Raw genomic sequence first — 12,852 nt, 5'->3', positions numbered from 1 at the left:
GCTTGATGAGCCTTCAAGCGGAACACGACTGCTAAGCTTATCCACAATTGCTGGGACAAAAATCAGCAATCCGCCCTGGGTCAATTTTCAATCGGCAGGGTGGGTCAGTTTTCAATCAGCGCCAACAGATATAGAACAGCAGGCTCAATGGGCGTTCTCATTCTTCGTCCAGCAACACGAATTCGGATACTGCCTGCCTCCCTATTTTAGTCGTGCTCGTCTGTTGAGACGGCGAACTCAATCCTGACGGCGACATGAATATGCGTGGGTCTGATAGGGGAACTCGATAGTTTCGCGTCCGCGTAGCGCCGGGTGGGTCTGAATCAAATTCATCAGTTGTTCCGCCACCCTGTCTTTCTCCTCAGCAGGAAGCGCCGCGATGAAGCTGACTGACAGAAATCGATCAAGGATCACAGACTTTGCGCTGCCTGTATGGGTGTAATTGAAGCAGGTCAATTCGGGCTCCGAGAAACGGCCGTTGTTGAACGGACGGCGCCATTTGCCGGTATGAAAGCGTGGGGTATCGCCTTCGTAAGGCGTGATGATCTCAGTGATGGCGGCCACCCAGTCGACTGACTCGTCGCGCACGTTCCAGACCAGCCCGAGCCGGCCTCCCGGTGTAAGTACGCGGTGAATCTCACTGAGCGCCGTTTCATTTGCGAACCAATGAAACGCCTGAGCGCAAATCAGCGCCTGCGCCGTTCCGTCCTCAACGGGAATCGATTCGGCCATTGCGTCCACCATCCTGGTGCTCGGGAGATGTTTGGCAAACTCAACTCGCATAGCCTCAACCGGTTCGACGGCAATCACATCAGCACCCGTAGAATTCAGTAAACGCGTGAGCTTGCCCGTTCCGGCGCCTAAATCGATAACCGTCGATCCAGGATTGATGTTCAGCGCGTCTCTAAACCAAGTCTGTATTTCGCCGGGAAAGTCCGGGCGACCCTGCGTATAAGTTTTGGCTTCTGTTGAGAAGCCTGCCTGAGCAGCCTTATGCACACTGATCATATCAGGCGACCTCTGCCTGGTTTTCCTGTCCCTTATCGACCCCGTTTAATGAACTTAGCCATTCGACAAACGCCCTCAGGTGTATGGGTTTGTCAGCATCGAGCGGTACGAGCGCAGAATAAGTTGCCCCCAGTGAGCGCAGTTGGGGGAACGGTATCTGCAATCGGCCACTCGAGCATTCGCCCTCAAGTGTCGGAAAGGGCCCTATGGCGAAGCCAAGCCCATCCACTGCGGCCTGCAAGGTCACAAAAAAATGGTCGAATCGCAGCGCCCGATTGGCGCGAAGCGTTGGATAATTTGCGCTTTCCAACCAAGTTTCCCAATCACCTGGTCGGGTTTCCGTCGTTAACCACGTCTCGGCAGCGAGTTGCTTTATCGTTTGAACGCCTGTCCTTCTGATTAAAGACGGGCTGGCGATTACCGTATTCGACTCTCGGAACAAATCTATTGCTTGAAACTGACCACCAGGGAGATTACCCCGTCGTATCGCAACGTCGAAGCTTCCTGAGAAGTCAGATTGCGTCGAAAGAACGGTCGAAACGCGGACATCCACTCCCGGATAGATCTCGGCAAATAATGGCAATCGAGGAATCAACCAGCGCATCGCAACCGTGGCGGGGGCGCTGACTCGAATCACTTTTTGTTGTTGACGTTTGCCATAGCGTTCTGCCGCATCGGCGATGTGGTCAAACGCGGAGCTTATTTCACGCGCGAGCGCACGGGCGTGGGGAGACGCCACCATGCTTTGGCCGTCACGTATAAATAGCAGTTGGCCGAGCCAATCTTCAAGGGCTGCAATTTGGCGGCTTACTGCGCCATGCGTAAGGCTCAACTCCCGAGCCGCCGCTGAATAACTACCCGCACGGGCGGCAACTTCAAAGATGCGTAACGCATGCAGAGGGGGTAGTTTTTTTCTCATATGTGAGTCCAGTGCACAGGTACGGTGGCTTTTATTCGATTGTGTGAGGGATGCGCTCAGCTTACGGTGATTTTGTGTTTTGAGAAACCGCCAAAATCCAGGTGGTGCCATCCACATTCAATCGCCGTTGTGCTTAAAACCGATGGGAAAACTACCAATGACTCAAGCTATCACCGTGAATTCGCGTAGCTATCGCCTCTCAATCGCACCGACGATTGTTATCTGTATTGACGGATGCGAGCAGGATTACATCAATCAGGCTGTTCAAGCGGGCCAAGCACCATTTCTCGCAAAACTTACCGGTATCGGCACAGTATTAACGGGCGACTGCGTGATTCCGTCCTTCACTAACCCTAACAATCTATCAATAGTCACGGGCGCACCACCATCCGTTCATGGCATCTGCGGCAACTTCTTTTTTGATCAGGACACACAAAAAGAGGTACTGATGAACGATGCCAAGTATCTTCGTGCGCCAACGATCCTTGCCGAACTGGCCAAGGCGGGTCAGCTCGTTGCTGTAGTGACCGCAAAAGACAAACTTCGCAGCCTGTTGGGTCATCAATTGAAAGGTATTTGTTTTTCGGCTGAGAAAGCGGATCAGGTGAACATCGAAGAACATGGCATCGAGAACATTTTGGCGCGCGTCGACATGCCCATGCCGTCCGTGTACAGCGCAGAATTGTCGGAGTTCGTGTTTGCGGCTGGGCTATCTTTGCTGGTAAACGAGCGTCCCGACTTCATGTACCTGTCCACAACTGATTACATACAGCACAAGCATGCTCCGGGGACGCCGCAAGCCAATACGTTCTACGCAATGATGGACAACTACTTCCAGCGTTTTCATGACGCAGGCGCGATTCTGGCAATTACGGCTGACCATGGCATGAACGCTAAGACAGATGCAGTGGGACGCCCCAATATTGTGTTTTTGCAAGACCTGCTGGACATCCGCTATGGCGCTAAAGGTGTGCGAGTTTTGCTGCCTATCACTGACCCGTACGTGGTGCACCACGGTGCGCTGGGTTCCTACGCAACGGTGTATTTGCGAAGTTCAGTCGAGCAGGCCGACGTGATAGCGTTTTTGACTGGCATCGCAGGCATCGAGTGCGTGCTAACTCGTGCGCAAGCCGCTGACCGCTTCGAATTGCCGGAAGACCGTATTGGTGATTTGATCGTTCTCGCGGAGCGGCTGACGGTGTTAGGGACTGCGGCCGAGGAACACGACTTATCCGGACTTGCGGTGCCTTTGCGCTCACACGGCGGCGTGTCCGAGCAAAAAGTACCATTGATTTTCAACCGCAAGTTGTCCGGCTTCAGCATTCCCGATCGCCTTCGTAACTTCGACATCATCGATATTGCGCTTAACCATTTGACTTGATTCCATGATGTCGCTGCGCTTGCCTTGTATCACGCAAAGACTTGTAAGCGCAGCGAAGGCGTGGGCATAGCTATATCACTGGAAAAATCGCGGTAAACGACGTTCCACAATCTGCAGTGGAACTCACCGAAATCGTTCCCCCGTGCGCCGTAACGATTTCACGAACTATGAATAGACCGAGTCCTACACTGCGCAGCTCGCTATCTTTTTCTGAGCCGCGCTTCATGGGTTCAAACAGCTCTGCGACAGCCGATTCCGGAATCACTGGGCCGAAATTGTGAACCACTATGCTCGCGTGGTCGCTTTCCACTTGGGAGGTCACAGTAATAGGTTGCAGCAGGTCGCCGTAGGCAACACTGTTTGCCACCAGGTTTCCAATGATCTGTTGGATTCGATCTGGATCAAGTCTCACATCGCCGTTCCCCAATGTTTGATGAACGATTTCCGCATCGGGGAATGCTAGTCGAAGTTCTCCAACACCCTGAGCAACTATGGAGTGCAGCTCTAGAGTAGATAGGGAAACCGCTATGCCGCGACCCACTCTTGCCAGCGCGAAATCCAACAAATCTGCGATCATTCGATGGGCACGATCCGCAGAACTGCTGATGTGGTCGAGCATGACCTGTTCTTTGCCGCCAGGCATTTTCCGATTGAGAATTTCTGTGGCCATCTTGATGGCCGTTAACGGATTTTTGAGGTCGTGGCTGACGATGGCAACCATCTGCTCAGCAAATAATGCCCGTCGCTTGGATTTTTCGTAGGCGGTGTTGAGCTTCTCCTGAACCTGCGCGAGGGCAGCGTCGGCAGCCGTCTTTTTGGCCAAAAGTTCCTCTGCCAGCTGTCGTGCTTTCAATAACTCCAGTTCGTACCTGTCTCTGTCAGCGGTGCAGAACAACGCCAACTCATAGTAAACCCCTGACTCATGCTGCCGACGTACGCCGTTGAGGAGCATTGAAGTGAGCGATTTATCCCGGTGGATCAAATCGAGTTTGACCTCTGCCACTGAGCCCTGCATCCGCATCAGAGGTGCCCAGTGTGTCTGATGGAAAATTCGTCCGCCCATCGTGAGCAAGTTTTGGAATCGCTGGCCTTCCAGCTCACCTGGCCCACAACCGATCCAAGTGCAGAAGGTTTGATTGACGCGCACTATGCTTCCGTTTTCGAGCGTGACGATCAGGCCGCAAGGGGCATGGTCAAATAGCGAGTCTGGGTCGGGGAGGCCTGCTGTTTTACCTGCCATCGCTAGCTTCTGTCCAAGGCAGCAGGAACCTGTCCATAGCTTCCGAGCAAGCGCTCGGTGCACTCATGTGCGGGCAATGGCCAATATTTTCCACAAGGCAAAGTGTGCTGTTGGGCATTATTTGATGCAGGTATTCGCCGACAGCGAGGGGGGCAATGATGTCGTCCGTGGACTGTAAAATCAGCGTCGGAGTTGTCAATCCGCTTACGTCCTCCCGGTTGTCGGACATAAACGTCACGCGGGCAAAATGCTTGGCTATTTCAGGATCAGTACGGCAAAAGCTGTTGGTGAGCTTCTCGCTTAGATCGGGTTGGCCGGGTGCGCCCATAATCACGGGTGCCATTGTGCTTGACCATCCGAGATAATTGCTATCGAGGGTATGGAGTAAGGACTCAATGTCATCGAGCGTGAACCCTCCTGCGTAATCTCCGGTATCGATATAGCAAGGCGAAGGCCCGATCATCACATGAGCAGCGATACGGTTTTGGTGAGCGCGATCTGTCAAAGCACCGATCATGGCGCTGACGGAGTGACCGATGATAATGACTGGGCCAATAGCGAATTCATCGATTACCTCAGTTAGATCCTGCGCATAACCCTGCAGCGTTCCGTATTTGTTCCGTTCGTAAGCTTCCAAGTCGGACTGCCCAGCACCGACCAGGTCGTAGAGAACTACCCTGAATCGACTGGTGAAATGCTCAACCAGGTAGCACCACATGGTTTGATCACAACCAAAGCCGTGGGAAAAGATCAGCGTGGCCGAGCCGTCGCCTACTACATTTACGTTATTGCGGTGCAGGACAGACATGCTAGGTGCTCAGAATGATTCAGATGGAAACTCACGTGCAGCTCGCAGTGTAGACAGCAGCATCCTCTACGTCATCGTCGGGATGTAATAATGCTGATATCTGGTTCCTGCTCAATAGCTGCGGCAGCGCATAATGCTGTCAACTCCTCGGGATGGAATAGAAAAATGGAAATGCGCCCACCTTTCAGGCTAGCGATGGCAGTGGCCCTTTCGGAGTACCGTCTGGCCCAGGGCGAGATCGTTACCAGCATGTTAAATGGAACTGCGTACGGTGAGATCTGGCGGCAAAAGCAGTTGAGACTGGATCGTGCATTAGACGTGTGGAGCCAGCTACCTAGAAAGTACTACGGGACTGAGAAATCGTTAGTTTAGGGTGGATCCTTACCTGGATGACGCTCATAGAGCGTTTGCGGGCAGAGGCGGGGGGCATCACCCTCGTTCAGGATGGAAGCCCACAATGCTGAGTCATTGATATAGGGTGATCTGAAACCGACGTGCTCGCAAATCACGCTCAGATAGTTCTGTTTTTCCAAGGCCCTAGGTTCATCCCTCGAGCGGGATCAGTTGCATAATGGTCATCGGCTCCGGGTGAGTTCGTAGCAGAGTCAAGCCGTCTAGGGTGCCGGCTGCTTTGCCGTTGTAAAAAAAGACTCCCTCCCGAATCTCACCGCACTGCTCCTGCTTAGGCCCCTCGAAATAGACGCCCTTTTGCACAAAACCTATGCGATCACCATCAAAGTGAAGTTCATAAGTGGTGGATGGATCGAACTGCTCTTCAACCATTGTGGTGACTCCATTTACAGCTGACACCGATCCGGAGTGGAGTGGTGAGGTCTTTTTTAACATTCGATGAGGATATGAATGCCTCCCGTCGAGCTGGTAGAGAAAAGGCCTTCCCTTTTGGTTAAACAAACCTAGAGGGAAGGCTTTGTTACCTGAGGCTGGCCTCAAGCCCAAACGATACTCAATTTACAGGGTTCGATTGAGCCTTCATTTTTTCTTCAATTTTTAAATCTACAGCTGCGCGGACTTGATCCACACTAAAGCTTGCTGGCTTCTGACTAGGAGGGTAATCGATGAAGGTTTGCAGGAACGCCGCCGACTTCATCACTGCAATTTCGGTCAGGTAAACGTTTTTGGTCGCCCAATCGTAATACTGGTCGGAAACAATATCGGCGCGCTCATACGGATCCATGCGCAGGTTGAACACTTTCGGTACGCGCAGGCATACGAACGGCTCGCTCCAGACTTTGAAACCACCCGGTGCGCGTTGTTCGCAGAACACGGCTTTCCAATTGCCGAAACGCATAGACACCAGCACGCCATCGTCGTTGAAGTAGTAGAACTCCTTGCGCTCACCTTTAGGGCTCTGGCCGGTCAGGTACGGCAGTTGGTTGTAGCCATCCAGATGCACTTTGAAATTGGTGCCACCGGAAGTCGGCGCCCAGCCTTTGAGCAGTTTGTTGGTGACATCGGTTTCACCCGCAGCGGCGAGCAGTGTCGGGAACCAGTCCAGACCCGAGAACAGCTCGTTGGACACTTCTCCCGGTTTGATTTTGCCCGGCCAGCGAACCATTGCTGGCACACGGTAAGCGCCTTCCCAGTTGGAGTTCTTTTCGTTACGGAACGGTGTGGTTGCCGCATCGGGCCACGACCACTGGTTAGGGCCGTTATCGGTGGTGTAAACGACTATGGTGTTATCGGTTATTTTCAGGTCATCAAGGGTTTTCAACAGTTTGCCGACGTCACCGTCGTGCTCGATCATTCCGTCAGCGTAATCGTTGCCCGGCATGCCGCTTTGGCCCTGCATTGAGTCACGAATGTGCGTAAAAGCGTGCATGCGTGTGGTGTTCATCCAGACAAAAAACGGTTTGTCCGCTTTCGCCTGTTTTTCGATGAAGGCCTGAGCGGCTGCAGTAGTTTCGTCGTCGATGGTTTCCATGCGTTTTTTAGTCAACGCACCGGTGTCTTCGATCTTGCCATCAGCAAAGCTATGAATAACGCCGCGAGGGGAGGTGGCTTTAACGAATTCCGGGTCGTCTTTCGGCCAGTACGGACGCTCAGGTTCTTCTTCAGCGTTGAGGTGATACAAGTTGCCGAAGAATTCGTCGAAGCCGTGGTTGGTCGGAAGGTATTCATCTTTGTCGCCCAAGTGGTTTTTACCGAACTGACCGGTGGCATAACCTTGCGACTTGAGCGCCTGAGCAATGGTGATATCTCGCTTTTGCAAGCCGACCGGTGCACCCGGGATCCCGACTTTAGACAGGCCGGTACGCAGCGGCGTCTGACCAGTAATGAACGAGGATCGCCCGGCGGTGCAGCTGTTCTCCGCGTAATAATCGGTGAACATCATGCCTTCTTTGGCAATCCGGTCGATGTTTGGCGTTTTGTAACCGACAACACCCATAGAATAGGCGCTGATGTTGGTCTGGCCGATGTCATCACCGAAGATCACAAGGATGTTGGGTTTTTCAGCTGCTGTGGCAGTTGCCGACAGCGCCATCACCGAGGTCGCCACTAGGGCGAGCTTGGGTAGCCACGTGCGTATGCGATTCATTGAGTACTCCTTTCGCTAGATTTCGCCGCTGTTTGCGACCAACTCAGTTCCGATCCCGCCTATTTATTTCCGTTACGTCTGCTCGGCCATCCTCGCAAACGCCTAGCCACTTGGACGACATGTCAACGATAGTCCAGTCGCGGGTTTTTGCTTCATCTTCCGACGACGAAGTCAATTTGGTCGCGAAAAATGTGACGTTGTGCAGCTGATGAGGCAAAAATACTGCTCGATGTTTTCGTGCATGAATTACCGTTTTCGTTGCGAAACGCAACATTTTGAAGCAGTAGGCTGTGGAACCACTTTTTATAAGAAACAAATGTGTATTCGTGTCGGCGAATCAACTTTCCTATTAAAGAAGAAAGCTGTTAATACGAATCTAACCGGTTATTTCCTCGGCGCAGATACGTCAGCGATCACGAATTACTTTGCTGAAAGATGGTTTTTGCTGAGTGCTATTCGTGCTGCTCAATTCGTCGAGCTCGGTTTTTCGAGGTGAAGATATGGATAAAGTGCTGTAGATCTCTTCGAATATCGCCTGCTCAAAAAGCTTAGTGTCTCGTGACTCTCTTTGGAATAATGTGCTTTTGAGTTTCAGCGGCCAATATATCGCGACTACGCCACCATACGCATTTCGCGATGCTACTTTGTGCCGAAGTTTAATAGAAAATTCGCGATTTGGTTCTACTACAACATGAGCCATGCCACAGACCTTTCTTGCGAGTCTGTCAGGGATTACAGAGTATTGATTGTTATTGCTCGCGCTCACGTAGATTACTGGAAGTTTGCAGTTTATATTTGATTTTATTATTTCCACAGCTGTCTGTTTTCCTGCGCAGGAATCTTCTAATATGACGGGAGAAACAGTTACGGTTAATTTGCCGTCAAAGCCTCCGCCGAATTTGCTAATGAGTTTAAACAGCAATGTTGGCTTTAAGATCTCCAGATGCTCGTTCCTGATGTCGGTCGCGGCGCTCGTAATCGAAACCCTGACCCAGAGAGATTTTGGCGTTGTTAGGATGTGTACATCAATTGCTGTGAACGTATGAATTGCATTGCTTCTATACTTGATGAAATTATTTTCTCTATTTTTAGATTGGAACACCTCAATACTCTCTAAATCCTCGGAATAAACAAAGCACCCCTGGCCCCTAAGAGATTCAAGGATTATTTCCGTAAGCTTTGTGAATGGCAGATCTATTAACCACTGAAGAGTTTCAAATAAAATCTCCTCCCGTGAAGCACATTGGTGAAGTGGGAAACAAAACTCCGAGCGCATAATTATCTCCTAGACTTTATAATTTCTCTATGAGCAAGGGGCATTTAGGTTCCGAGTTCAGCTAACGTGCCGTTGGAGCGTGCAGAGCTAGTTTAGACTCGAATTTCCGAATAAAGGAAAGCGTAGCATCTGCAACGATTCATAGATGAGACGTAGCGGCTGTTTGCTTTTGGGAAGGGTTCATGAGGTTCTTAGAGAGCTATACAGGCGGAGCGCGCAGGTGTGGGAAATGGAAGGCGGCAAGCCCCGCGACTGACTACAGGGCTCGCTTATGACTGCCGTCCGCCATGAGGAGGTACGTCACAAATCCTGAATAGAGATCTTCTTTTCAATAGCGAGCTAGTATCAATCCATTTGAATCTCAGTCATATCCATTGACCGACCCTATACTTGCGCTCCACCAGGGAGGCGGAACATGTCATTGAATTCCGAATCTGCACGACCCAAAGACTTCATCGAAATGTTACCCGCTACGTTTTCACCTACATGCCAGAGCTCAAATTTCGGGAGGTTGAGCCACGCCGGCGGCTTCGCCTCTACTGGAAAAGCCGATTTGGTTTGATAGGTGGCGACACCTTCCATTATCGAGACCAGAGCGATACCGTGAGTTTGTGCATACTTTATCGCTCCGGATTGAAATCCTGATGTCGTAAAAAGCAGTCCTTTATGAGCGCCCAGAGACCTGATTTTGTCGTGCAGCACCTGAACCAGCTCACGTTCAACCGGGTGACGGTGTTTCTTGCACTCAATTAGCACCGTGAATTCGGCGCCTCCAAAGGCTTGAAATTTCGCCAGTACATCGATCTGGTAAGTGGAGTCGTAAGCCTCAAGCTTTACGTTGTGAATGACCTGGAGCGAGGTCAGCTCACCACTCTGTTTGAGAATCCATTCCCTGACTAAATACTCGAATTCAGTCGCTGTGATATCGAGATTGGGATTCGCCATCGGTGGAAACATTTGGCGTCCTTAAACTGAGTGATTGTCCGCACATCTTGTAGCTGGTGGGTGGTTGTACAGCCCCAGCGGCTACGGTGAAATTATCGCGAGCGGAGCCAACCGTCCATTTTTTCCAGCCTACCGGCCTCAAGTAGCGTTGGCGTTCCTAAATCTGAAGGCTTGAGAATCTATTGTCTTTCACAGGGAAGGGAATTACTCGAGGATCTCTTCATTCGCTGCGACCCTGTGATGATCGACCTGCGATATCTTCGACCCTCCTTTGTCCAGCAGTGCTGAGCTAACTCGTCAGTGACGTCGATGATCTCCGATCACCAAAGTAGGCGGTGGTGTGAGGATAATGAATGCCCACCAAAGAGACTTTTGTCGTTGAGCCGCAAATGCTTGAAGGCGCACGGGGGATGGAATGAGCACTCCTACGGCTCCGAGTCGCTGTGTTTGCGAGGATTGTCATAACTCAAATGCGTGTTGCCCCCAACGTCAGCTGAAAGCTCATCTGGGACTACAGTTGAGGATTTCATCTAGATGAGTCATCTACCCGTTCCTGCAGGTGCAATAAAAGGGCCTCTTTCAAATCGAGCAGCGCCTCACACAGTCGCCGATCTTCGCGAGCATCACCTGAATTTGGTTTGAAAGCTTGCGTGTGCCGAAGTAGAACTTCGGAATCGTTTGTGTTGAGGTCAAAAGTGATCATGTGGATCCTGGAGTTTGGAGAAGGGGAGCCTTAACAGGCGAAACCATGGCTAAGCCTATCGAGGTCTGCTTTTACGACTTCATATCCCTCTTGACTGTGAGCCATTTGCAACCGAGAACAATCACTGGCTTCTATTGCCGGTTGATTCAGCCAATGATCGGCTTTGGGTTTGTTGCCAAAAATTTGCTCAGCCTGGCGCTGAATCAGCTCAACATAATTCATTATCTGACCCGCTTGAGACCCATTGACGAAGGGTGACGGTATTCTGATTTCGAGCTTTTCTCTCGGGTAGCAGAAGAGTACCGGCGGTTGGTGCACGTGTTAATGAGGCTACCTAAGGTAACGTTGTGAGGAGAACGGTGCATCGATCTTTGCGAACTGGAGCTGTGAAACGCGGTAGCTAACGTTTATTCCCGGCGCGGGCCATTCTCACGCTCTGACGAGCCTTGCTGCCCTTGGGTCTAGGTAACCACCCAATGAAACCATCAGAAAAAAAATAGCAGAGCGCGAAGGGCTGCAATCGATAATTCGCTAAATCAGCTACGGCAGAGTATCCGGATTTTGCAGCTAGCGACTCTGTGGCCTTCGATAATTTTATCGTAGAAAAGACAAGGAAGGGCATTAGCCTCGTCCAGGCGCTTGAGGCATTGGTCGCGCTCAAGCACAGTCACCGATCATGAGGCTCCGAATTGGCTTTATGGGCATGTATCTGATACGCATCCAATCAATCTGTGCTGCTCATCCATTCTTCAACTTGGAAGTCCCAACTTGGAGTCCAAAAATCAAGTGTTGGCCAATAATTCTGGAATTTTCTATAATCCAGCTTCAACGCCTCTGCCCGTGATTTTTTGTCGATCACGGCCCAAGCGCAATACATTCTCTCTTTCCAGTCTTCCGCAGCGAGCAAGGCATCTCCTATATCAAGTTTGCCTCCGAGGCCGTACAGTCGAGAGTTGAAAAAATCAACTGCAACGTGAGCATAGTTAGGTTGATGGAGGGCAACCGCATCGGCAAAGTTATAGAGCAAGCCGATCCCTTGGGAAATCGAGCGCGTGATCGACTCTTTTTTTCTGTCGTGTGCTATGTTTCTAACATACGTCCAGCATTAGTTTGTAATAGACGGACATCAATGGAGAAGGTTGGCATGATCAGATCCTCATTCTATTAGCATTTCGGTGCATACTTTCCTACGATTCCGCAGTGGGGATTTCCGCACAAAATCGTGAAACATCATGTTGAACGAGTCAAAGCCAGGCCAATAATTTTTATTTTCCTCGTCGTCATAGACATATCCGAGCGCAAGTCCTTGTTCTTGATAGTTCAAAATCGGCCAAGTAAGGTTGAAACGCTCCCGCCAAGTTTCAGCTCGCACAAGAGCACAGGCAGTCTCCCAGTCCAATGACGCCAGATTACCCAACGCATCGGTAACATTGGTTTCACGGGTAATTTCTTCCCAATCATCAACGAGCGCTTGCATTTTGTCGAACACATACAAGATCCAGCCGATAGTTTGAAATTTGCACTCGCGCACTGACTGCGGAACATCACCCAAGTCATTAAAAATCACAAAAGCAGTTTTGGTATTTTCTGAATGCTCAACGTGAATAGAATAAGACTCCACTGCATAACTCCTTTTTATTGTTGTATGAACAAGCTAGCATGAGAGTTTTTTACCTTGCAAGAGAGTTTTGCTTGACAAAAATCAAGTGATATATATACAAGCATCCTATTAAGCAATGAGGAGTTAACAAGGGCCTGCTCAAATGATGCAGAAGACTTAACCCTGGAAAACCTGATTTTATCGATGAGTGATAAGACCGACCTATGACCTAGCTTATCGCTTGGTAATAATCATGAATTCACTGCGCCGAGTTCATCTGGCTCGATTTAGATGACTTGTCTCAAAGCCAAGGGGAGGAAAAGTACTGCAAATTTCAGCAGAAAAAGACGGTTTCTGTATGCCCAAATACGTCGCAACAGGCTAGGAGCAGTCACTCCACAATGACTGGAAATGT

13 protein-coding genes are annotated in these 12,852 nt (G+C 50.6%); 3 read left to right on the top strand and 10 right to left on the bottom strand.

The genetic code is table 11. The features are described 5' to 3' along the window. Positions 1-247: hypothetical protein (locus tag GVL50_RS28810; protein WP_218586033.1), on the top strand; the 247-nt coding region annotated here is incomplete at its 5' end. Here the strand turns inward: GVL50_RS28810 and GVL50_RS07495 are convergent. Together GVL50_RS07495 and GVL50_RS07490 are read right to left on the bottom strand one after the other, a co-directional pair. Beyond that, entirely contained in the window at positions 238-1,008 is a 771-nt protein-coding gene (locus GVL50_RS07495; protein ID WP_159812326.1) for a class I SAM-dependent methyltransferase, read from the bottom strand. The two genes, GVL50_RS28810 and GVL50_RS07495, sit on opposite strands and share 10 nt — an antisense overlap. Before the next feature lies 1 nt (position 1,009). Beyond that, positions 1,010-1,927 (bottom strand): LysR substrate-binding domain-containing protein, encoded by a 918-nt coding sequence (locus GVL50_RS07490; protein ID WP_159812325.1) that lies wholly within the window; start codon positions 1,925-1,927, stop codon positions 1,010-1,012. A gap of 157 nt (positions 1,928-2,084) precedes the next feature. Here GVL50_RS07490 and phnA point away from each other — a divergent pair, with 157 nt between their 5' ends. After that, positions 2,085-3,308 (top strand): phosphonoacetate hydrolase, encoded by a 1,224-nt coding sequence (phnA, locus tag GVL50_RS07485; RefSeq protein WP_159812324.1) that lies wholly within the window; start codon positions 2,085-2,087, stop codon positions 3,306-3,308. Positions 3,309-3,378: 70 nt separating this feature from the next. Here the strand turns inward: phnA and GVL50_RS07480 are convergent, their stop codons facing one another. The 6 genes from GVL50_RS07480 to GVL50_RS07455 form a co-directional block, all read right to left on the bottom strand. Further along, on the bottom strand, positions 3,379-4,548 hold the full coding sequence (locus GVL50_RS07480; protein WP_159812323.1) for a PAS domain-containing sensor histidine kinase: 1,170 nt from the start codon (positions 4,546-4,548) through the stop codon (positions 3,379-3,381). Then, the gene (locus GVL50_RS07475; protein ID WP_159812322.1) at positions 4,538-5,356 is read right to left on the bottom strand and encodes an alpha/beta fold hydrolase; all 819 of its coding nucleotides are present in this window, start codon (positions 5,354-5,356) and stop codon (positions 4,538-4,540) included. The genes GVL50_RS07480 and GVL50_RS07475 overlap by 11 nt, the downstream gene beginning before the upstream one ends. Positions 5,357-5,899: 543 nt before the next feature. Beyond that, positions 5,900-6,139, bottom strand: coding sequence for a hypothetical protein (locus GVL50_RS07470; RefSeq protein ID WP_159812321.1), 240 nt, complete (start codon positions 6,137-6,139; stop codon positions 5,900-5,902). Between the two features lie 181 nt (positions 6,140-6,320). Then, the gene (locus GVL50_RS07465; RefSeq protein WP_159812320.1) at positions 6,321-7,913 is read right to left on the bottom strand and encodes an arylsulfatase; all 1,593 of its coding nucleotides are present in this window, start codon (positions 7,911-7,913) and stop codon (positions 6,321-6,323) included. Positions 7,914-8,319: 406 nt separating this feature from the next. After that, positions 8,320-9,189 carry a hypothetical protein gene (locus tag GVL50_RS07460; RefSeq protein ID WP_159812319.1) on the bottom strand — a complete coding sequence of 290 codons (870 nt, stop codon included), beginning with the start codon at positions 9,187-9,189 and terminating at the stop codon, positions 8,320-8,322. Between the two features lie 384 nt (positions 9,190-9,573). Beyond that, on the bottom strand, positions 9,574-10,146 hold the full coding sequence (locus tag GVL50_RS07455) for a restriction endonuclease (RefSeq protein WP_159812318.1): 573 nt from the start codon (positions 10,144-10,146) through the stop codon (positions 9,574-9,576). Positions 10,147-10,882: 736 nt separating this feature from the next. Between GVL50_RS07455 and GVL50_RS07450 the strand changes: the two genes are divergently transcribed. Continuing rightward, the gene (locus GVL50_RS07450) at positions 10,883-11,095 is read left to right on the top strand and encodes a hypothetical protein (RefSeq protein WP_159812317.1); all 213 of its coding nucleotides are present in this window, start codon (positions 10,883-10,885) and stop codon (positions 11,093-11,095) included. Positions 11,096-11,561: 466 nt separating this feature from the next. Here GVL50_RS07450 and GVL50_RS07445 read toward each other — a convergent pair whose 3' ends face one another. Together GVL50_RS07445 and GVL50_RS07440 are read right to left on the bottom strand one after the other, a co-directional pair. Next, positions 11,562-11,864 carry a hypothetical protein gene (locus tag GVL50_RS07445; RefSeq protein ID WP_159812316.1) on the bottom strand — a complete coding sequence of 101 codons (303 nt, stop codon included), beginning with the start codon at positions 11,862-11,864 and terminating at the stop codon, positions 11,562-11,564. A gap of 129 nt (positions 11,865-11,993) precedes the next feature. Beyond that, positions 11,994-12,458 (bottom strand): hypothetical protein, encoded by a 465-nt coding sequence (locus tag GVL50_RS07440; protein WP_159812315.1) that lies wholly within the window; start codon positions 12,456-12,458, stop codon positions 11,994-11,996. Between the last annotated feature and the right edge of the window lie 394 nt (positions 12,459-12,852).

This window comes from Pseudomonas sp. 18058 (genome assembly GCF_902706155.1).
Lineage (GTDB): Bacteria > Pseudomonadota > Gammaproteobacteria > Pseudomonadales > Pseudomonadaceae > Aquipseudomonas > Aquipseudomonas rustica.
The sequence above is the reverse complement of the archived record's forward strand: the minus strand, read 5'-3'. Positions and strand labels throughout refer to the sequence as shown.

Bases quoted from the DNA above. Each gene is read 5' to 3' on its own strand.
- GVL50_RS07450 (WP_159812317.1), top strand. From the start codon at position 10,883: ATGGCTAAGCCTATCGAGGTCTGCTTTTACGACTTCATATCCCTCTTG.
- phnA (WP_159812324.1), top strand. From the start codon at position 2,085: ATGACTCAAGCTATCACCGTGAATTCGCGTAGCTATCGCCTCTCAATC.
- GVL50_RS07490 (WP_159812325.1), bottom strand. From the start codon at position 1,927: ATGAGAAAAAAACTACCCCCTCTGCATGCGTTACGCATCTTTGAAGTT.
- GVL50_RS07480 (WP_159812323.1), bottom strand. From the start codon at position 4,548: ATGGCAGGTAAAACAGCAGGCCTCCCCGACCCAGACTCGCTATTTGAC.
- GVL50_RS07455 (WP_159812318.1), bottom strand. From the start codon at position 10,146: ATGTTTCCACCGATGGCGAATCCCAATCTCGATATCACAGCGACTGAA.
- GVL50_RS07460 (WP_159812319.1), bottom strand. From the start codon at position 9,189: ATGCGCTCGGAGTTTTGTTTCCCACTTCACCAATGTGCTTCACGGGAG.
- GVL50_RS07470 (WP_159812321.1), bottom strand. From the start codon at position 6,139: ATGGTTGAAGAGCAGTTCGATCCATCCACCACTTATGAACTTCACTTT.
- GVL50_RS07465 (WP_159812320.1), bottom strand. From the start codon at position 7,913: ATGAATCGCATACGCACGTGGCTACCCAAGCTCGCCCTAGTGGCGACC.
- GVL50_RS07495 (WP_159812326.1), bottom strand. From the start codon at position 1,008: ATGATCAGTGTGCATAAGGCTGCTCAGGCAGGCTTCTCAACAGAAGCC.
- GVL50_RS07475 (WP_159812322.1), bottom strand. From the start codon at position 5,356: ATGTCTGTCCTGCACCGCAATAACGTAAATGTAGTAGGCGACGGCTCG.